This is a genomic window from Legionella santicrucis, from assembly GCF_001468135.1.
Lineage (GTDB): Bacteria > Pseudomonadota > Gammaproteobacteria > Legionellales > Legionellaceae > Legionella > Legionella santicrucis.
The window spans coordinates 235,884-254,871 of sequence record NZ_LNYU01000032.1; the positions used below are offsets into that span (position 1 = coordinate 235,884).

Here is an 18,988-nt window from a genome sequence, read left to right on the forward strand (position 1 = left end):
TCAACTCGTATCTTACAATTTGGAAACCGATGTGAGTCTTATAGGAGAGGGCTATGACAGGAAGCAAAATACAAAGTTTTGATTTATTCAAAGCGGCTATAGGAAATCCAGATTATCTAACTGCAATTAATAAAAATACCGCAACTCAGACACACTTTTTAACAACGCTCAAAGAAGGACATTTGACATTCCAAGAAATTCTGGACTCCATTCAAATCATCCGAAACTCAAAGGTAAAGTCTTTATTAATCATATACCTGTTAAGTCAAAAAGAATATTTGAGCTCTTTAAAAGGCACTTCGTTGTTACATCGATTAACCATTCGTGATAATCATACCCCCTCTCGTCTTAATGCACTAATACATCAACTCGATTTAAAGGTACTTACAAACACGATGATAAGCGAATTAGAACCTGAAGCGGCCGTAAGTATTCTTTGTTCTATTCCTCATTTTCACCACCTAACTCGAGAGCAAACAGAAGCTTTAATTGGAAGACATGCGAAACACGAACTAATTGTGTACTGGATGAACCATTTTGCGACCATGCCTAATGCCCATTATGTATTAGCTCATTTAATGAAATTGGCAGGCACAAATATTATTGATGAATTAAGCAAAATAGAACCGAACCAAAAAGAAGCAATCATTGTCAACATTATTGAACATTTTGAATTATTTCATTACATTCCTCAAAGATTCCTAGAGCATGCAAATAAAGAAACTCATTTGATTTTAGCAATTCGTCTCTATCTTAATGGCCATTATAATAAAACACTTGCTACTTATATTAATCAATTAACAAAAAAATTATTAGAAAAAAATCATTCTTTTTCAACCTCCGCAATTGAATTACTTTTTTTCTTAAATGATAAACTTGCCTTCAAAGAATTGGCCAATAAAAGTGCTTTCTTAACAAATCGCTATTTAAAAAATAATGCTCAAGAAGGCAATATTGCATTATTTTACCAAAATAATCAGATCAATCTGCAAAGAATGATCCAAAATATTAATTTAAATCCCGTAGTTCCTGAATCCTTTAAAGAACAACAGAAACAACTCGAAGGCTCTGGTGAAAGTTCATTTATAAGTGGTCTGATCAAACATAACAAATTCATTAATTGTTTTGAGTATTTTTTAATACATTATCAGGGAAATTCTGAATCTATAAGAAAATTGCTCAATGATTATATGGAATCCTATGAACACTCCGATAATTTTAAAAGCCGTTCTCAAGCAATACATCACCTCGGTTTTATGCTGACACGTTCTGAATTAGAAACAACAGTTAAAGAAGCCATTTTTACAACTTTTTTAAATCATCCATCTTTTTTTGATGAACAAATTAGTTATCAATTATTTTTATTTGATACCAAAAGAATTATTCGCTATTTTGGTCTACGTGGAGGAAAAGAAAATTACCAAAGAGTAATTGATTTATGTACTTTAGCTTTAAAAAATCTCAATTCCGAAAAAAATCCGGAAATTATTCAAATTGCCCAAAAAGCTTTTACCGAAGCAAGGCTCGAATTAAGCTTTACTAGAGAACAAGGTTTTTTTTCGAACGTAATCAAATGGATGAAACGATGTTGGACTTATGGTTGGACCGGTTTTTTCAAACCTAATCTACCTGAATATATAGCCCCAGAATCATGGACTCTTGAACCCTCCTCTAAAAAACCTTCTAAAAAATATATTAAAAAATTGAACACTGTTGGTACACCAGAAAAAGAGCTTCTGACTTTATTAAATAAAATATCCCTTCCCTTAACTCAAGAAAAATTTGAAGACATCATAAAAGCTTTGGATATTTATTCACTACAAACACTACCTAAAGACGAGCTTGAAACACGACAAAAACTCCATAATTTATATCATTACGTCATTAGCAAAAGAGAAGAAAACCAAACACTGTACCGTTGGCTAAAGGATAATCAAAATCCATTTATCGTCAATCAATTGCGTCTATTAGAATTGGTTATAAAAGAAAAACCTCGTGACGAGGTGAATTTTTTATTGAAACAAATCAATGAAGATTCAGATCAACTTCAACATATTTCTGATGAGTTAAATTGCGCAATGCCAGAATTAGGTGTTATAACCATTCCAAAACTCATTAAAAACGCTCAAACATCTGATTTTATAGCAAGCACCACTAAAGTCTTATCTGAGTATGCAACTGATGCATCAGAGTATGCACAAAATGCATGGCAGTGGGCTGGATGTTTTTTGGCTAAAATTGGAAACCCACCTAAAGAAGAAGATGACGGTTTTAAAGTGGAACATGTTCCTACATTTAATACATCAACAAGTAAGTAAACATCACGTAATAGCGTCATAAGAAAACTGATTCCTATTTTTTTGTAGCCCGGATTAGACGCAGCCGTAATTCAGGCTACATGTACTTAGTTGACGCCATTACCTGAACAGATACGTAAGTAACTGGGAACATTTCTTTATACTATAGCTTTTTTGAGGAGATTAGATACACATCTAATTCACTAAGTTGGCGCCATTGACTGTCCATTAATCTTTTTTAAGTTTGAGCTTCCAACGCTTGTGCATCCAGTTCCATTGCTCGGGGTGAGCCAAAATAATACGCTCTAAAGCCTGGTTATATGCAAGCGTATTATAATATAGAGATTCTGAAACTGTATCATAATCTTTCCAAGGAATAGGATCATAAAACTCTAAAACATGCTTCCCATTAGGTAATCTATAACCGGCGGCAGGAACAACGGGAACTCCGGTATAACGGGATAAAGTTGCTAAACTTCGGTACGTTCCGGCTTTTGTACCAAAAAACTCCACTGCAATACCATCACGATTAGCTAATGAGGCATGTTGATCAAGAACAAAAATGACAGCATGATTTTTTTCCAATGCAGCACAAACTTTATCTAGAGAGTTCTTTTTCGGAATCACATTTAAACCGACTTGATAGTATTGCTTAAATAAGCTTCGCTCAATAGATTTAATGGATAAAGTTCTTCGGATAAAATGAAACTGTCCTTGAAATTCTTTAAAATTTAAAACCCCACCTATAGGAGCTACCTCCCAATTACCAAAATGGCCAGTAAGAACTAAAACCCCTTTTTTTTGCGCTACCACTTCCAACATTTTCTCATGACCACGAACCTCAACTTGATTTCTTAAGGTTTCCTCTGTCATAAAACGCAATTGTATTGCTTCTTTAAAGGATTTAAATAGGTGTGAGTAATAAGATAGAGCAAGCCGTTTTTTTTGCTCTATTTTTAATTGATCGCCATAGACGCGATCAATATTCGCCATAATGATTTGCCGCTTATAGGGTAAGAATTGATAGACAAAACGCCCTAGTAAGCTCACTGGCAATTCGTTAATTTTTTGTTCTAAATCAGTCACAAGCTTTAATCACCAAACATGCATTCATACTGGCAAATCCTCGATTAACGGTCAATACATAAGGACTTTGCAATGACCGATGATCTGCGCTTACTGACAAACCATCACAACTTGATGCAATACGTTGAAAATTAGCCACTCCTGGAATACATCTTGACTCGAGTGCATACGTAGCAAGAACAGCATCAATCAATCCAGAGGCACAAATAGTATGTCCAGTAGACCATTTAAATCCAGTGACAGGCTGTTGCTGGCCAAAAACTTGTTGTATTGCTTGAGATTCACTATAGTCTGATTTGCTATTTCCATTCCCATGAGCAACAATAAAACCTACGCCTGCAGGATTTAATGTTACAGATTCTAGAGTGCGCTGAATTAAGTCTGCAAGTTGTTGACCACTCGCGTCTAAAGAAAATAATCCTTGCGCCTCACTCGATGACAATCCACCGATAATTTCTCCATAACAAACCGCAGAACGAGCTCGAACACTTGCTTCACTTTCTAACACGAAAGCAGCAGCACCATCCGCTAAAATAGTGCCATCATGTTCTTCATCAAACGGTTTTAAATGGCGGTGACTTAACACGCCTAATTGTTCATAATAAAACAAAGATTGGGGTTCTACAGCCATATCATAAGACACCACTATAGCCCGCTCTGCTTGCCCACTATTGATTGCATGATATGCTTCTAATAAGGCTTGCGTTCCGCCAACAGCATGATTAGTTACATTATGATTAGGACCTTTAAACTCATAAGTAATACCTGTATATGCAAGAACATTATTAGGTAATATACGTAACAGCCACATAGGATGTACTGTTTCAAATAAATGTTCTGCGAAATGTTGCATGTTACCTTGAGCCTTTGCCAACAAAGGTAAAAAATCATATTGTTGAAAATATTTATTCCCAGGTGATCCTACAAAAACTGCAGTTTGCTCATTAAACTCATTAGGCGTTTCAAGCCCATCGCGATAAGTGATTATCTGGCTATGCTCTACTGCCTGAACTGCAGCATTAATCCCCATCACGTCTTGACGTGAAATCACTTTGACTAATTTTCGATCCGGCAACATTTTTGCAGGATTGAATTCTTTTAATTCTCCACCCAAACGATGGGGCCATTGTGATAGATCCCATTGAGTTATTTCTGCAATCCCACTTTTACCAGCAAGAATCGCATCCCAGGTTGCATCTGCGGTAGCTCCTGATGCGGTTAATGCGCTTCGTCCGGTAATAAATACTCTGTTCTTCTGATTCATTGGCCTGCTCCTTCAAACTCAGGATGCTTAAATAGCAAACAACTATTAGAGCCCCCAAACCCAAAAGAATTAGATAAAACCGCGCCTAAGGAGCGTTCTCGCGGTCCATCCACCACATAATCTAAGTCACACTCAGGATCTGGTGTGGTTAAGTTCGCTGTCTTAGGTATTTGCGCCTTTTCTATAGATTTAACGGCTAAAACAGCTTCGAGCGCTCCTGCTGCGGCGATTAAATGTCCTGTTTGGCTTTTAGTAGAGCTAACTGGTAAATTTGAAACATGCTCACCGAACACTGCTTTAATCGCATTAGTTTCACTTAAATCATTCATTTTAGTGGATGTGCCATGTGCATTAATATAATCCACATCAGAGGCTTTAATACCCGCATCTTGAAGAGCTCGTTCTATTGCTTGAATTGCGCCATCACCATTGGGATGAGAATCAGTAATTCGATAAGAACTCAAAGAGTTCCCCTCGCCTGCTAGTTCGGCATAAATAGATGCACCTCGCGCTTTTGCCTTACTCCATTCCTCTAAAATTAAGAATGCGGCTCCTTCACCTAAGACAAAACCATTACGTGTCGCATCAAAAGGTCGGCTTGCAGTCTCTGGCGTACTATTATAGGTTGATAAAGCACCCAATAAACAAAAGCTGGATAATCCTAAAGGATTAATCATTGAGTCAAATCCCCCTGCCAACATAAAATCAGCCTCACCGCGACGAATTACCTGCATAGCCAGTCCTAAAGCCTGCCCTCCTGAAGCGCATGCCGTATGGACAGAAGATGCATACCCTCGAATTCCAAATTGCTGGATTAATAAAGACAAACCTGAATTAGGAGTAGTCTTACCAAAGTCTGATAATTTATAAAACTCTTGAGTATTAGCAAGCAACCGCACCCAATCAGCGTCACCATTTGGAGCACAAATTTTTTGGAATCGTGACAGGTAATCAAATTCAGCTGTCATCATGCCACTACCTGTAACCACGCCCCAACGTGGTGCAGTTTGCTCAGTGGGTAAAATACCCGCATCATTGAAGGCTTGTTGCGCGGCTTCAATGGCATATTGTGTAAATGACATGGAAAAACGTGTGCGCTTTGTAGACAACTTAGGATCAAGAACAAAATTTTTCACTTCAGCCGCTATATGAGTTGGAAAAGCATTCGCATCAAATTGTTTGATTTTAGCAATTCCTGACTGTCCTGCTAATAAATTGGACCATGTGGATTGAACATCGAGACCTATAGGTGAAATTGCCCCTAAACCTGTAATTGCTACTCGTCTTTTTTTCACTTTTATTTACCTCTAGGAATAAGCACCACATCCACCACACAAACACGTTTACCTAAAACTTCACTACGAAAAGTAAGGATCAATTCTTCCTCGGTTTGTTTCTTGACACTTACATAGCACACAAGAACATCACCTGGATGGACAAATTCATTCATTTTAATTTTGCGAAGCTCGCTAACGCGATAGCTTATCGCATACCCTGAACGTGCAACAAACTCACGCGCTAAGTTTAATTTACATTCCAATAACACCGTTAAAGGTAATACTGGCTTTCTAGGAAAATGATCGTCAAAATAAAGAGCTGCACGTGTAATTCGTTTTTCAGCAATTAAACTGACTCCTGGCTCACAAGAACAAACTCTATCAAAAGTCATAGATACTAGAGGTAATTCCATATTTTGCATGAAATCACTATTCAAAAATAGGGTACTTTCTGAACTAATAATGGACCAATCGCCTGGTCTATTAATCTCAGAAAATTGCCGTTTTACCTCGCCGGGATCGATAAAATCATCCATAGGTAATAAAGGGCCTAACGCCCCGTCAAGAGTAAAAACAACCTCATTCCCTATTCGTGCCACACTATGATATTGCATCACTGAATCTTCGATGCGCTCAATGAATGATTCGAGTAATAAGGTTTCTCCTACATATGCAGGTCTGTGCATGACGGCCTTAGCAACAATACCAGCAACAGGCCTATGAGAGAACTCTAGGCAGTGCATCACGTTCCATGCCGCTAATTGACCTAGTGTTTCTCCGATTAAAGAAGGGATAAAGCAAGGACGTCCCTGTTCATCAACCGTAAGAAATGTGTCATCTTGGGTAACGTGTTTAATTCCCCGAATCAACTGACCAGGAAATAACTCAACTATACGATCAACGAATAAAAATCTCATTAGTATCTATTAAACCCTATTGACCAAGATAAATAAACAACTGAGAAGCTAAGCTTCAGTTGCGGCGCTTTGTTGCTCTTTAATTGCAGAAACAACCAATTTACAAAATGTTTCTATTGTAAAAAGCATGGGTATTTCATTCACTTTCATATTAGTCTTGAATTGCTCTACAGGAATTTCACTTAAATAACTTTGTAATGCTTTTAGACCCTCAGTAGTAATGACACCACCTTTTTCAAACTCACTCTCTGCCAAATCACCACGTGCATTCTTTTCCAATTGACCACGAGGAATTTTAATTTTAAATTCTTTTTCCAATTGAAAAACTAAATCAAGAAAATCAATAGATTCAGCGCCCAGATCTACTATTAATCGACTATTAAGTGATATTTCTTCTTCGTCAATTACTAGCACCTCAGCAACTATTTCCCTAACTTTAGGATAAACATCTGCTACATTCATATATTGTCCTCAGAAATCAGCTAATTTACAAAGCCCAAAATTATATCATATTTTTTCTTAAAGGCATAAAGCATAAAAAAGATGGGATATTAACCAACTCGGCTATATCCTGCATCAACAAATAAAGTATGTCCATTTATCATCGCCGCTTCTGGTAAACACAAGAGATAAATAGCATTAGCCACATCTTGTGTTGTTAACGGCCTATCCGATAAAGAATGGGCTTGGTATTCATCGAGTAATTGCTCTCTATTAGGAAAATGCTTCAATGCATCTGTATCAACCACCCCCGCTGAAACAGTATTCACGGTAATTCCATCAACCGCTAACTCAAGACTTAAAGAACGCACTAAAGCTTCAAGAGCTGCTTTAGATGCCCCAATAAAGGCATAATTAGGAATTGCTCTATGGGCACCAAGACTTGATAAAGCAATAATACGCCCTCCTTTAGGCATTAATAGTCGTCCTTCAACAACCAAATGATTTAAAGCCAGAGCATTAGTCTCCAAACACCAGCGCCAATGCTTGGTAGACATCTTAAGGGCTGATTTTAAAACACCGCTCGCAGCATTACTGATTAAAAAATCAAGCTGGTTAAAATGCTCTTTAAATTGAGTAAACATTTCTTTTACAGACTGGTGATCTGCTACATTAGCTTGTAGGGCGATTGCTTTACGGCCCATAGTCTGTATTTCTTCAACCAAAGCTTGAGCTTCATCAGAACTATTATAATAGACAACAGCAATATCACTCCCTGCTTGAGCTAACTTTAATGCAGTCGCCTTACCGATGCCTCGAGCACCGCCAGTAATTAATCCTACTTTATCTGCAAAAACTAAACTCATAACATTCCTCAATTCTTAAATTTACAAAAATTTGTACAATTGGTTAAGTTAACACCATTAGATGAATAACTAAAAAGCCTACATTTTCATGCGTATTCTTCGATAAAGCAATGTTTAGCGCATTAAATTTTTAAATATCTTGTTTCTAGAGTGCTAACTTTGTACTATCGGCACACGATTAGATTATATGCATATTAATGAATGAAGCTTTCCTGGTCTAAAACTGTATTCCCTATTGCAGCAATTTTTTCCTTTCGTATGTTAGGTCTGTTTTTCCTAATTCCTGTATTTAGTATTTATGCGAAAGATTTGCAGGGTGCAACACCTGCATTGGTAGGTTTTGCCTTTGGAATATATGGTCTTGCTCAAGGATTACTGCAAATGCCTTTTGGTATGCTTTCCGATAAATGGGGTAGAAAACCAATAATCACCATAGGCTTGCTTTTATTTGCTTGTGGCAGCTTCCTCGGAGCATTAACTCATTCTATTTATGGAATGATAGTTGCACGAGTGCTCCAAGGAACTGGGGCAATTGGCAGTGTGCTCATTGCTTTGCTTGCAGATTTAACCCCTGAAGAACAGCGAACTAAAGCGATGGCCGTTATTGGTATGACCATAGGCACCTCATTTAGTCTAGCGATGGTAGTTAGCCCGGTGGTTACCCATCATTTTGGCTTAGCAGGAATTTTTTACCTGACTACCTTATTAGCCTTATGTGGTATTATTCTGCTTCATTGGGTAATACCTAAACCAATGAGAGAACGCTTTCATGTTGATAGTGAAACAAATCCTGCTCTCTTAAAGCAAATTATCTTTAACGCGCAACTGCAACGTCTTAATTTTGGCATTTTCTGTCAACATTTTATTCTTACATCAACATTTTTTGTGATTCCTTTTATCTTACAAAAACAAATGGAACAAGGCCATTTAACCCAACAGTGGCATTTTTATTTACCTATTATGCTACTTTCGTTCATCCTCATGATCCCATTTATTGTGCTTGCTGAAAAGAAGAAAAGAATGAAGAGTGTGTTTCTTTCCTCCGTTTTCGTCATTGCAGCAACTCAATTATTGTTCATTTATACACTTCAAAATTGGCTTGGCTTATGTCTTATTATGCTGATTTATTTTATTGCCTTTAATATTCTTGAAGCAGTATTGCCATCGCTTATTTCGAAACAGGCTAACCCTAGAAGTAAAGGGACCGCTATGGGAATATATTCTACTAGTCAATTTCTCGGGCTTTTTCTAGGAGGTGCTTTTGCTGGCCTCTTATTTCAATGGAATGGCAGTCAAGGTGTTTTTATCGCCAATGCTGTTTTAGGTCTCTTATGGTTAATTGTTGCCAGCGCCATGAAACCTAATCTCTATATTGCAACGCTTATTCTCCATTATCCTTGGTCTGAAAAAAAAGAAGATGTACTAGAGCGGTTGTTAAATACTCAAGGAGTTATTGAAGCTGCATTAGTACAAGAGGAAGGTGTTATTTATTTACGTATTGACAAAAAGTATTATATTGCAGGTAGCGCGGAGAAAATTCTTATGCCTTCATTGGATTGCAGTTCTTAACACTGTTTTCTGCTTCCCGTTCAGGAGCACCTACTTCCAGCTCAGAAGACTCTGCATTAGCGATTTCCTTATCTTCATTAAAAAACAAAGGAATGCTACCGGTTAGCGTGCGATAACCCAGTTTGTTCGTTTCTCCTGGGAAAGGCTCTGTAGAACATTGAACTTGAATTGATAACACTGGATTCTTATAATTTCCATTTAGCAAATGGTTTCTAATTAATTCAGAAGAAATCAAAGAACAGTCATTATCTACCTGCTGTCTAATACACAATTTAATTTCTACGGGCCCAACCTCAGGTAACCGTGATGCTAATAAGCGTTCTACTAATTCCTTTGCGTCAATAGTTTTGCATGAAATAGAATTTGGTACAGATGCTAACATTCCGATCTTTGCATCTGCCTCATAGGCTAATACATAAATTTTGTTTTTTTTAAGATCTTGAGAGATGGAGAATGTGTCATCAGCACTTAAAATAGTACATGAAACAGCACGTCCTTCGTATGCTGTTTTGTACCATTGATTGGCATGCTTGATTAATTTTTTATTCCCTTCATTTAGCTTAAATGGAATGTATAAATAAATCATTATCAATCCCAAAATTACTCATATTAGACTTGGTCTAAGCTCTAAAGAGTTTTCGCTGTCAAGCAATTCTTCATAATCAGTCAAAGCAAAAAAATCATCTCCATTAAAATCGGTAAATGAAGTATTAACTGCACCAAAATAATCGTCTTCATCGACCCAAGCTTGTTTTTGTTGTACATCTCTTGCAGGTGAAGCTATAGATTCGTCTTCAATAATAACCCCAGATTTTATCAAAAATTCCTCAAGACGAGGTTTATTGATCCGCATTTCAAATTTCAAATTTTTTCCTGTAATAGTGAGTGATTCCACTAAATAACCCGAAATATCAAGCGGCAAACTACGAAGTAATTCATCAATTATCGCTGATTGATTCTTTGAAAAGAATTTATCATGTTGAATCATATTTACCAATTCGTGGGCTAGATTATCTAAAATTGGATGAGAAAATTTAGGATATTCCACTGCCTTAGGAGCACTTGTAAAAAAATTATATTTTGAAGCATCTTCTACGACATCCAAACCTTGTCGAAAAGCTCGTGCTCGTCCAACGACACACGATAAGTTGAAACAAAATAAATCATTCTTCATCTGAAATACTCTTACGGCGCCTTTAGAGCTTAATAAACCATCTGTCCCAGTGCCCGGTAAACCAATGCTCACATCAGTATAATACTTTATTTCCATGGCTTGGTGTGATTCACCTAATTGTTTACGGAATTGTTCTGCCATTTGCCGTGGTTTATTCTTCCTTGCATATTCATCACAAAAAAATAACTTTACAATATTATTGTTGCTAAATCCCTCTATGGCTAAATCACTCTTAAAATTCTTAGCCACCTCTTCTATGGTTAATTCCTTATAATTTTCATCCTCTTTAGTTTGATTCCCTACAATTAATTTAGGGGTATTAATACCATGGCTTAAAATATAAATCTGACAAGTCCCTGCTTTCAAAGCGGCCTGAACCTCTTCTTTTTCAAGAAATTCCTTACTGTCATGATAAATCACGACGACTTCCTTTCCTTTAGCCTCATAATCTTTACGCCACGTACCTGCTTTGACTGATAAATCAAATAGGGCATCTTCAAAAGTAAACGGTATGTATAGTATTTTCATATAAAAATATTTTAATCAATTTGAGATAATTATAATCTACGAATATTAATTAAAGATTAAAGATGTTTATATGTGAATAAATTTAAATCAGTTTGACTTGACAATGGCATAGGATTTGAGCGCTTCTAACTCAAATCCCAATTTAAAATGATATTATTGACGCACCAAACGTACATTTTTTCCTAAAAATGGGTTCTTTTCTGTAGAACGATAAGGATTAATATCCAAACCGCCACGTCTGGTATATCGCCCATAAACGGTCAATAATTCGGGCTGGCAACGGTTCATAATATCTACAAAAATTCGCTCAATACATTGCTCATGAAATTCATTATGATTTCGAAATGAAACAAGGTATTGCAATAGGCCTTCTCGATTTATTTTTTTACCTTTATAACTAATTTGTATGCTTCCCCAATCAGGTTGGTTTGTTACTAAACAATTTGATTTAAGCAAATTGGAGTATAACGTCTCTTCAACCACTTCATTACTTATAGAAAGAAATGAGGGCTCCACTAGATACACAGAACATTCGACATCAAGATCATCTAGGCATTCACCGACAAATGAAGGCTGTACTACAAATTGTGTTGCATTATCTAAAAGATAGATATTCACTGCCACATCAGCCCCGACACGCTCTTGTAAATCCTTTTTAATTATATTCTCTAACTCACTGATATTTTGAATGCGAGTATTATTAAACGAATTAAAATAAAGTTTTAAAGACTTAGATTCAATTAAATTAGGTGAACTGCAGTCATAGTATAATTCAGCAATTGCAACCATAGGTTTCCCCTTGGGATTAAGCCAAGATACCTCATAATGATTCCAACAATCAAATCCATAAAAAGGAAGTTGCGCGGGATCTATTCCTATTTCATGCCGTTTTCCATCTCGGGGGATAGGATATAATCGATTAGGATTGTAAATATCATCATAGTTCGATTTTTTTCCTAATTCTGATTTTTCTTCCACAGCTTGATATTTTTTTAAAACAAGATCGTTCATGTTATTTAACTCCAATATTTCTATAATTTTGGCGGTACTTTTCCAGTTTACAGGTTGATTCATTTCCATTTGGCTGGAAATATAGTTTAGTAAAGATGCAGCTTCATTAATGCGCGCTGCTTTTTCTTTCAGTTCACGAGCTTGAATAATTACAGAAGTCATAATATCGAAATTTGGATTTTCGATGATTTTTTTTATCGTAGATAAAGAAAATCCTAAAAATTTTAAGGTAGTGATCTGTTGTAAGCGAATGAGATCTTGCTCTGAATAGAAACGATAGCCACTATCTGAACGCTTCGCTGGTTTTAATAAGCCAATATCATCATAATATTGTAACGACCTTATAGTTAACGACGTCATTTGGCTAATTTCTTTAATTTGATAAAATTTCATTCAATTTTCTCCTCAAAGCTGATTCTAAACTATCACGTACCGTGAGAGTCAATAGAGACCATGAGAAAAAATAGTAGTAGTGTAGGTATCTAATACAAGTATTATCACGATAACTTTAGCACAAAACATTGAAGACTAAAGCTTAACGACTGTGTAAAAGCCTAACTCAATTCCAGTGCAAGCCCTATATAAATTAGGTATACTCTCCTCCTAACTTTCGCATACAGGAGATAATAAATGGCACGTGGTATAAATAAAGTGATACTTATTGGTAACGTAGGTGTAGATCCTGACGTACGATATTTACCCAATGGTAATGCAGTGACTACACTTTCAATTGCTACTAGTGAAACATGGAAAGATAAGACCTCTGGAGAAAAACAAGAAAGAACAGAATGGCATCGCGTGGTGTGTTTTAATCGTTTAGGTGAAATTGCCGGAGAATATGTTCGCAAAGGGTCCAAACTTTATATTGAAGGCAGTCTAAGAACCAGAAAATGGCAAGATCAGCAAGGACAAGATAGATATACTACCGAGATTGTTGCAAACGACATACAAATGCTAGATAGCAAAGGAGGAGCATCATCAGGTTTTGATGATATCCCTCAGGCTCAATTTACGCCAACCAATCAAAACTTTGGAAAGCAACAGCCTGCACAACAAGTTCCTCAAGATGCTTTTGATCAATTAGATGATGATGTTCCATTCTAAGTCTTATTTGAGTAGTAACTTTTGATAGCATTTTCTGCCCTTATAAATAAGGGCAGCTTTTCATAGTAATATTCTATAAAAACTACAGAAATTTATAATGAGAAATTTATTCAGCCTGCAAGCTTTTTGCTATGGTTCATACTCATTCATTTATCGAAAGTAGGTATTCATCCCTTGCGTACCGAAAGGCTAAGTTCTATACATCTAACGCCCTATAGCTAACTTCATTAAGAATGATAGAATCAATCTATTTTTAAGCGATTAGGCGCTTAATCCAGCCTATCACCAAAAATCAAGCCTACCCGGAAAACAAGCTAATAATGCCTTGAATGAATAAATCATAATTTAATGTTTATAAGATTTAATGGAACATCAGATAAGATGACTTTTACGATATATTTTTAAAGGACATATTTATAAAAAAACCCGCATGCAGCGGGTAATTTTAATATTATAAAACAATATTATTCTTCAGTATCAGCACTAGAAACAGGTCTGTCTAATAACTCGACAATTGCCATAGGTGCATTATCTCCGTCTCTAAAACCACATTTAATAATACGTATATAACCACCTGGGCGTGTTACAAAACGTGGACCTAAATCAGTAAATAATTTACCTACTGCAGACTTTGATCTCAATATATCAAATGCATGTCTACGTGTTGCTACTGAATCAACTTTAGATACAGTGATTAAAGGTTCTATGTAACGACGAAGATCTTTTGCTTTAGGCAAAGTAGTCTTTATCAGCTCATGCTCAATTAACGAGCAACACATATTTGCAAACATAGCCTTTCTGTGGCTACTTGTACGGCCAAAACGACGGCCTGAATTACGGTGACGCATAACAAAACTCCTAAACTTTATTCGCCAAGATTTGCTGGCGGCCAATTCTCAAGCTTCATACCAAGCGATAATGAACGGGAAGCCAAAACATCCTTAATTTCAGTTAAAGACTTTTTACCAAGATTAGGAGTTTTTAAAAGTTCATTTTCAGTTCGTTGTACCAGATCGCCTATATAATGAATATTTTCTGCTTTTAAACAGTTCGCTGAACGAACAGTTAATTCTAAATCGTCAACAGAACGTAAAAGAATAGGATCAAAATCATTACGTTCCTTCTGATCTGAGCGTGACTCTTCAAATCTCATATCAACAAAAGCATGTAACTGTCGTTGTAAAATGCTCGCTGAAATACGGATTGCTTCTTCTGAATCAATTGTCCCGTTAGTTTCTAATTCAATAGTCAGCTTATCCAAATCAGTACGATTTTCAACACGAGCACTATCAACATAATATGCTACTTTCTTGACAGGTGAGAAGCTATTATCAATTTTGAGTTTGCCAACAGATTTTCTCTCTACTTCTTCATCAAAATGTTTAATAAATGAATCAGTACTATGAAAACCAATTCCTCTTTCAACCTTCATTGTCATATTTAATTTGCCCTTTTCGTTCAAATTAGCAATAACAAGATCAGGATTAATAATTTCTAGTCCATGAGATAATTGAATATCACCAGCAGTAACTTGACAAGGACCTTGCATATTAAGAGTTATTATAGCCTCTTCTCCTACTGTCATTTTAATTGCAACTAATTTTAGATTCAGTAGTATATCAACAACATCTTCTTGTACACCTTCAATTGTACTGTACTCGTGAAGAACACCTTCAATTGAGGCTTCTGTAATTACACTACCAGGCATAGAAGACAATAATATACGTCTCAAAGCATTGCCGAGAGTATGACCAAAGCCGCGCTCCAAAGGCTCTAAAACTATTTTAGCTTTAAAAGGCGACTCAGCCTGTACCTTAAGAACATTAGGTGTCAACATTTCATTGATTTCAGTATACATTCAGCTATTTCTCCGAGCTTACTTAGAGTAAAGTTCTACAACCAAGTTTACGTTGTAGTCTGAAGATAAGTCAGTTAACGTTGGTGCTGTAGAAAAAGTTCCTTTGAACGAAGAGGTATCTACAGTAAGCCAATCACATGGTACTCTTTGCTCAGATAAAGCTAAAGCAGCTTGAATACGGCCTTGATTTTTTGCTCTTTGTCTCACAGATATAACATCACCAGGCTTTATTAAAAAAGATGGAACATTAACTATTTTATCATTAACTAATATGGCTTTATGCGTTACTAATTGACGCGCTTCAGCACGCGTACTTGCAAAACCCATACGATAAACTACATTATCCAAACGTCTCTCAAGAAGAATCATCAAGTTTTCACCTGTAGCACCCTTCATGCGTGCAGCCATTTTATAATAGCCACGAAATTGCTTTTCAAGAATACCATAAAATCTTCTGATTTTTTGTTTCTCTCTAAGCTGCAAACCATAACTATTTAAACGAGGCTTCTTATCGCCATGTTGTCCAGGTAATTTTTCTGATTTACATTTGGATTTGTGATCACGGACACCACTTTTCAGTAATAAATCACAGCCTTCTCGACGTGATAATTTACATTTTGGACCAAGATATCTAGCCATTAATTACTCCTGAGTCTTATACACGACGTTTTTTAGGTGGCTTACACCCATTATGAGGGATACCAGTAACATCGGTTATTTCAACAATTTTGAAATCCTGTGATATTAATTCACGAATAGTGGACTCTCGACCTGGACCAGGACCATGAACAAATACAGCTACAGATTTCATACCATATTCTTTTGCAACAGCAGCAGCACGCTCAGTTGCAACTTGTGCAGCATAAGGAGTACTCTTTCTTGAACCTCTAAAACCCGATCCACCTGATGTTGCCCAGCAAAGTGCATTACCTTGCCTATCAGTAAAAGTCACTATGGTATTATTAAAAGATGCATGAACATGTACTATACCATCTGATACAACACGTTTTGCCTTTTTGCGTACTTTTTGTTGTTTTGACTTTGTTATTGCCATCTTACTATCCTACATGAAATATCAAACGGTGGTGCCTTTTCTGCGACCCTTTCTTGTACGTGCATTCGTTTTAGTACGTTGGCCGTGTACAGGAAGCCCTCTTCTATGCCTTAACCCCCGGTAACATCCTAGATCCATAAGTCGTTTAATGTTCATTGTTACAACACGACGCAAATCCCCTTCAACAGTTATTTTAGCAATTTCTGTTCTTAAAGACTCTAGTTGAGCATCTGTTAACTCTGAAACCTTTTTTGAAGGATCAATGCCAACGCTTGAACATAGTTTTAAAGATGTAGGTTTACCAATACCATAAATTGCTGTTAAAGCAATCACAAGATGCTTGTGATCTGGTATATTTACTCCTGCAATACGAGCCATTAACTTCTCCGAACGTTATTTGTTCTGTCGAAAGGGACAGAAGAATACTATTTTTATAAAATTAAATCAAGCAAAGATATTAACCTTGTTTTTGCTTATGCCTGGCATCTTTACAAATAACTCGTATCGTGCCACTTCTTTTAATAATCTTACAATTGCGACAAATTCGCTTTACAGATGCTCTTACTTTCATTCCTAACTCCGATAAAAATCATAAAAGACCAGGTAATTTAGTACCTTTAAAATTAGCCTTTTTCATTAAAGAATCATATTGCTGTGTCATTAAATGAGCTTGTACCTGAGCTACAAAATCCATAATAACAACTACGATAATCAGCAATGACGTTCCACCGAAATAAAAAGGGACATGCCATGTATACATTAAAATCTGAGGTAAAAGACAAACCAAAACTAAATAGATTGAGCCAACTAATGTTAAGCGAGTCATTACAGCATCAATGTATTTCGTAGTTTGTTCACCTGGTCTAATTCCAGGAATATATGCACCAGATTTCTTTAAATTATCTGCAGTATCTTTAGGGTTAAACACCAACGCTGCATAAAAGAATGCAAAGAACACAATAGCCACTGCATAAACGATTAAATATAGCGGTTGTCCAGGAGATAAAGCCATTCCAACATCAGCTAACCAACCCATACCTTTAGTATGCGAAAAAAACTGCGCTAAAGTAGCGGGTAAAAGTATAATACTTGATGCAAAAATCGGAGGTATAACACCTGACATATTAATCTTTAACGGCAAGTGGCTTGTTTGTGCAGCATAAACCTTTCTACCCTGTGTCCTTTGAGCATAGTTTACTCTAATTCGTCTTTGCGCACGCTCCATGAACACTACAAAACCCGTCACCACTACAACAACTACTGTAATGACAACTAAAGTTAGGGCTTGCATTTGTCCTTCTTTGACCTGCTGAAGAACTGAAGCAATAGCAGTAGGCATACTTGAAACAATACCTGAAAAAATGATTAGAGAAATACCATTTCCAACACCTTTTTCAGTAATTTGCTCACCTAACCACATTAGAAACATAGTACCTGTAACCAATGTAACTACCGCAGTGAAATAAAATGAAAAGTCAGCTTGCAAAGCAATCTGTTGCCCAGCTAGCCATCGAGCCATCCCTAAAGATTGGAAAATAGACAATACTAACGTCAAATAACGCGTATATTGATTTATTTTTCTTCTACCCGATTCCCCTTCCTTTTTTAGTTGTTCAAGTTTTGGAGAAACTACAGTAAAAAGTTGAAGAATAATCGATGCAGAAATATACGGCATAATCCCTATAGCAAAAACCGTTACTCGTGATAAGGCTCCGCCAGAAAACATATTGAATAAGCCAAAAATAGTATTTTGTTGTTCATTAAAAAAATTAGCTAATCGAGCAGGATCTAATCCTGGTACAGGGATATGTGCACCTAATCGATAGACTAAAATACCTAAGACAACAAAAAACAATCTTGATTTTAGCTCAGCCAATCCTCCGCGTGATTGGCTTGTATTATGCTTTTGGTTTTTCATAGTCACTCTTCTACGCTGCCGCCTAAACCTTCAATGGTTGAACGAGCTCCTTTAGTGACCCTTAAACCTTTAAGTTTTATGGCAGTAGTTAATTCACCAGATAAGATTACTTTTACATCTTTAATGGAACGACTTACGATACCCGCTTCTTTTAAAGCATTTAAGTCAATTACATCATTAGATAATTGTGCAAGTTCACTTAAACAAACTTGATCAACTGTTCTACCAACTCGTGATTTAAAACCCATTTTTGGTAAACGTCTTTGAATAGGCATTTGTCCGCCTTCAAAGTTAATCTTATGGTAACCACCGGCTCTAGCCTTTTGACCTTTATGGCCTTTACCGCTTGTTTTTCCAAGCCCTGATCCTATACCACGTCCTAATCTCTTTTTAGGACGGCGTGAACCTGGCTCAGGTGATAGAGAATTTAAATTCATTATACACTCTCCTCAACCAACAATAGATAATCAACTTGGTTTATAAGACCACGTATTGCTGGAGTATCGTTATGAGTTACACTTGAATTAGTTTTACCCAAACCCAATTGTTTTACAATTGAAATATGTTTAGGCTTTCTGCCTATAGTACTTTTAACTAAAGTAATTTTAATTTTGTTTTCCATAA

General features: G+C 36.3%; 21 protein-coding genes and 1 pseudogene. 3 read left to right on the forward strand and 19 right to left on the reverse strand.

Annotated elements, in window-relative coordinates; all coding sequences use genetic code 11:
• Positions 1 to 53: 53 nt before the first annotated feature.
• A complete protein-coding gene (locus Lsan_RS08625; protein WP_058514016.1) occupies positions 54 to 2,318 on the forward strand; it encodes a hypothetical protein in 2,265 nt (754 codons plus the stop codon).
• Positions 2,319 to 2,525: 207 nt separating this feature from the next.
• On the opposite strand, the gene Lsan_RS08630 is transcribed toward Lsan_RS08625, so the two are convergent.
• The 6 genes from Lsan_RS08630 to fabL form a co-directional block, all read right to left on the reverse strand.
• Positions 2,526 to 3,383: a lysophospholipid acyltransferase family protein gene (locus Lsan_RS08630; RefSeq protein WP_058514017.1), complete on the reverse strand. Its 858-nt coding sequence runs from the start codon at positions 3,381 to 3,383 to the stop codon at positions 2,526 to 2,528.
• Complete coding sequence (locus tag Lsan_RS08635) at positions 3,376 to 4,647, reverse strand: beta-ketoacyl-[acyl-carrier-protein] synthase family protein (RefSeq protein ID WP_058514018.1); 1,272 nt, start codon at positions 4,645 to 4,647, stop codon at positions 3,376 to 3,378. The genes Lsan_RS08630 and Lsan_RS08635 overlap by 8 nt, the downstream gene beginning before the upstream one ends.
• Entirely contained in the window at positions 4,644 to 5,942 is a 1,299-nt protein-coding gene (locus Lsan_RS08640) for a beta-ketoacyl-[acyl-carrier-protein] synthase family protein (protein WP_058514019.1), read from the reverse strand. Before Lsan_RS08640 ends, Lsan_RS08635 begins: the two co-directional genes overlap by 4 nt.
• Positions 5,943 to 5,944: 2 nt before the next feature.
• A complete protein-coding gene (locus tag Lsan_RS08645) occupies positions 5,945 to 6,841 on the reverse strand; it encodes an ApeI family dehydratase (protein WP_058514020.1) in 897 nt (298 codons plus the stop codon).
• Positions 6,842 to 6,889: 48 nt separating this feature from the next.
• The gene (locus Lsan_RS08650) at positions 6,890 to 7,303 is read right to left on the reverse strand and encodes an acyl carrier protein (protein WP_058514021.1); all 414 of its coding nucleotides are present in this window, start codon (positions 7,301 to 7,303) and stop codon (positions 6,890 to 6,892) included.
• Positions 7,304 to 7,392: 89 nt separating this feature from the next.
• Positions 7,393 to 8,148, reverse strand: a complete 756-nt coding sequence (gene fabL / locus Lsan_RS08655) for an enoyl-[acyl-carrier-protein] reductase FabL (RefSeq protein WP_058514022.1) — start codon at positions 8,146 to 8,148, stop codon at positions 7,393 to 7,395.
• Positions 8,149 to 8,349: 201 nt separating this feature from the next.
• On the opposite strand from fabL, the gene Lsan_RS08660 reads away from it, so the two are divergent.
• Entirely contained in the window at positions 8,350 to 9,717 is a 1,368-nt protein-coding gene (locus Lsan_RS08660) for an MFS transporter (protein WP_058514023.1), read from the forward strand.
• Here Lsan_RS08660 and Lsan_RS08665 read toward each other — a convergent pair.
• The 4 genes and pseudogenes from Lsan_RS08665 to Lsan_RS23425 all read right to left on the reverse strand — a co-directional run.
• Positions 9,689 to 10,303, reverse strand: coding sequence for a hypothetical protein (locus tag Lsan_RS08665; RefSeq protein WP_058514024.1), 615 nt, complete (start codon positions 10,301 to 10,303; stop codon positions 9,689 to 9,691). The two genes, Lsan_RS08660 and Lsan_RS08665, sit on opposite strands and share 29 nt — an antisense overlap.
• 18 nt (positions 10,304 to 10,321) lie before the next feature.
• Positions 10,322 to 11,419: a hypothetical protein gene (locus Lsan_RS08670; RefSeq protein WP_058514025.1), complete on the reverse strand. Its 1,098-nt coding sequence runs from the start codon at positions 11,417 to 11,419 to the stop codon at positions 10,322 to 10,324.
• Between the two features lie 153 nt (positions 11,420 to 11,572).
• Positions 11,573 to 12,430, reverse strand: a complete 858-nt coding sequence (gene queF / locus Lsan_RS08675) for an NADPH-dependent 7-cyano-7-deazaguanine reductase QueF (RefSeq protein WP_058514045.1) — start codon at positions 12,428 to 12,430, stop codon at positions 11,573 to 11,575.
• 240 nt (positions 12,431 to 12,670) lie between these two features.
• Positions 12,671 to 12,823, reverse strand: a pseudogene (locus Lsan_RS23425) (MerR family DNA-binding transcriptional regulator); the annotation flags it as partial.
• Positions 12,824 to 13,060: 237 nt separating this feature from the next.
• On the opposite strand from Lsan_RS23425, the gene ssb reads away from it, so the two are divergent.
• A complete protein-coding gene (gene ssb / locus Lsan_RS08680) occupies positions 13,061 to 13,534 on the forward strand; it encodes a single-stranded DNA-binding protein (protein ID WP_058514026.1) in 474 nt (157 codons plus the stop codon).
• A 464-nt stretch (positions 13,535 to 13,998) separates the two neighbouring features.
• Here ssb and rplQ read toward each other — a convergent pair whose 3' ends face one another.
• The 9 genes from rplQ to rpmD all read right to left on the reverse strand — a co-directional run bounded on the left by rplQ (position 13,999) and on the right by rpmD (position 18,986).
• On the reverse strand, positions 13,999 to 14,382 hold the full coding sequence (rplQ, locus tag Lsan_RS08685) for a 50S ribosomal protein L17 (RefSeq protein WP_058514027.1): 384 nt from the start codon (positions 14,380 to 14,382) through the stop codon (positions 13,999 to 14,001).
• Between the two features lie 17 nt (positions 14,383 to 14,399).
• Positions 14,400 to 15,392, reverse strand: coding sequence for a DNA-directed RNA polymerase subunit alpha (locus Lsan_RS08690; protein ID WP_058514028.1), 993 nt, complete (start codon positions 15,390 to 15,392; stop codon positions 14,400 to 14,402).
• An 18-nt stretch (positions 15,393 to 15,410) separates the two neighbouring features.
• Positions 15,411 to 16,031, reverse strand: a complete 621-nt coding sequence (gene rpsD, locus Lsan_RS08695) for a 30S ribosomal protein S4 (protein ID WP_058514029.1) — start codon at positions 16,029 to 16,031, stop codon at positions 15,411 to 15,413.
• 16 nt (positions 16,032 to 16,047) lie between these two features.
• Positions 16,048 to 16,446, reverse strand: a complete 399-nt coding sequence (rpsK, locus tag Lsan_RS08700) for a 30S ribosomal protein S11 (protein ID WP_003633055.1) — start codon at positions 16,444 to 16,446, stop codon at positions 16,048 to 16,050.
• Between the two features lie 21 nt (positions 16,447 to 16,467).
• The gene (rpsM, locus tag Lsan_RS08705) at positions 16,468 to 16,824 is read right to left on the reverse strand and encodes a 30S ribosomal protein S13 (protein ID WP_058514030.1); all 357 of its coding nucleotides are present in this window, start codon (positions 16,822 to 16,824) and stop codon (positions 16,468 to 16,470) included.
• A gap of 79 nt (positions 16,825 to 16,903) precedes the next feature.
• Positions 16,904 to 17,017 carry a 50S ribosomal protein L36 gene (rpmJ, locus tag Lsan_RS21520; RefSeq protein ID WP_010946099.1) on the reverse strand — a complete coding sequence of 38 codons (114 nt, stop codon included), beginning with the start codon at positions 17,015 to 17,017 and terminating at the stop codon, positions 16,904 to 16,906.
• Positions 17,018 to 17,035: 18 nt separating this feature from the next.
• On the reverse strand, positions 17,036 to 18,364 hold the full coding sequence (gene secY, locus Lsan_RS08710; protein ID WP_058514031.1) for a preprotein translocase subunit SecY: 1,329 nt from the start codon (positions 18,362 to 18,364) through the stop codon (positions 17,036 to 17,038).
• A gap of 2 nt (positions 18,365 to 18,366) precedes the next feature.
• Positions 18,367 to 18,801 carry a 50S ribosomal protein L15 gene (gene rplO, locus Lsan_RS08715; protein ID WP_058514032.1) on the reverse strand — a complete coding sequence of 145 codons (435 nt, stop codon included), beginning with the start codon at positions 18,799 to 18,801 and terminating at the stop codon, positions 18,367 to 18,369.
• Positions 18,801 to 18,986, reverse strand: a complete 186-nt coding sequence (gene rpmD / locus Lsan_RS08720) for a 50S ribosomal protein L30 (protein ID WP_027272080.1) — start codon at positions 18,984 to 18,986, stop codon at positions 18,801 to 18,803. Before rpmD ends, rplO begins: the two co-directional genes overlap by 1 nt.
• Between the last annotated feature and the right edge of the window lie 2 nt (positions 18,987 to 18,988).

What these genes read in the sequence shown, in the direction of transcription:
- Lsan_RS08670 (WP_058514025.1), bottom strand. Translation starts at nt 11,419, where the DNA reads ATGAAAATACTATACATACCGTTTACTTTTGAAGATGCCCTATTTGAT.
- rpsK (WP_003633055.1), bottom strand. Translation starts at nt 16,446, where the DNA reads ATGGCAATAACAAAGTCAAAACAACAAAAAGTACGCAAAAAGGCAAAA.
- Lsan_RS08650 (WP_058514021.1), bottom strand. Translation starts at nt 7,303, where the DNA reads ATGAATGTAGCAGATGTTTATCCTAAAGTTAGGGAAATAGTTGCTGAG.
- rpsM (WP_058514030.1), bottom strand. Translation starts at nt 16,824, where the DNA reads ATGGCTCGTATTGCAGGAGTAAATATACCAGATCACAAGCATCTTGTG.
- Lsan_RS08690 (WP_058514028.1), bottom strand. Translation starts at nt 15,392, where the DNA reads ATGTATACTGAAATCAATGAAATGTTGACACCTAATGTTCTTAAGGTA.
- rpmJ (WP_010946099.1), bottom strand. Translation starts at nt 17,017, where the DNA reads ATGAAAGTAAGAGCATCTGTAAAGCGAATTTGTCGCAATTGTAAGATT.
- ssb (WP_058514026.1), top strand. Translation starts at nt 13,061, where the DNA reads ATGGCACGTGGTATAAATAAAGTGATACTTATTGGTAACGTAGGTGTA.
- Lsan_RS08665 (WP_058514024.1), bottom strand. Translation starts at nt 10,303, where the DNA reads ATGATTTATTTATACATTCCATTTAAGCTAAATGAAGGGAATAAAAAA.
- rpsD (WP_058514029.1), bottom strand. Translation starts at nt 16,031, where the DNA reads ATGGCTAGATATCTTGGTCCAAAATGTAAATTATCACGTCGAGAAGGC.
- rpmD (WP_027272080.1), bottom strand. Translation starts at nt 18,986, where the DNA reads ATGGAAAACAAAATTAAAATTACTTTAGTTAAAAGTACTATAGGCAGA.
- secY (WP_058514031.1), bottom strand. Translation starts at nt 18,364, where the DNA reads ATGAAAAACCAAAAGCATAATACAAGCCAATCACGCGGAGGATTGGCT.
- Lsan_RS08635 (WP_058514018.1), bottom strand. Translation starts at nt 4,647, where the DNA reads ATGAATCAGAAGAACAGAGTATTTATTACCGGACGAAGCGCATTAACC.
- fabL (WP_058514022.1), bottom strand. Translation starts at nt 8,148, where the DNA reads ATGAGTTTAGTTTTTGCAGATAAAGTAGGATTAATTACTGGCGGTGCT.
- queF (WP_058514045.1), bottom strand. Translation starts at nt 12,430, where the DNA reads ATGAACGATCTTGTTTTAAAAAAATATCAAGCTGTGGAAGAAAAATCA.
- rplQ (WP_058514027.1), bottom strand. Translation starts at nt 14,382, where the DNA reads ATGCGTCACCGTAATTCAGGCCGTCGTTTTGGCCGTACAAGTAGCCAC.
- rplO (WP_058514032.1), bottom strand. Translation starts at nt 18,801, where the DNA reads ATGAATTTAAATTCTCTATCACCTGAGCCAGGTTCACGCCGTCCTAAA.
- Lsan_RS08645 (WP_058514020.1), bottom strand. Translation starts at nt 6,841, where the DNA reads ATGAGATTTTTATTCGTTGATCGTATAGTTGAGTTATTTCCTGGTCAG.
- Lsan_RS08660 (WP_058514023.1), top strand. Translation starts at nt 8,350, where the DNA reads ATGAAGCTTTCCTGGTCTAAAACTGTATTCCCTATTGCAGCAATTTTT.
- Lsan_RS08625 (WP_058514016.1), top strand. Translation starts at nt 54, where the DNA reads ATGACAGGAAGCAAAATACAAAGTTTTGATTTATTCAAAGCGGCTATA.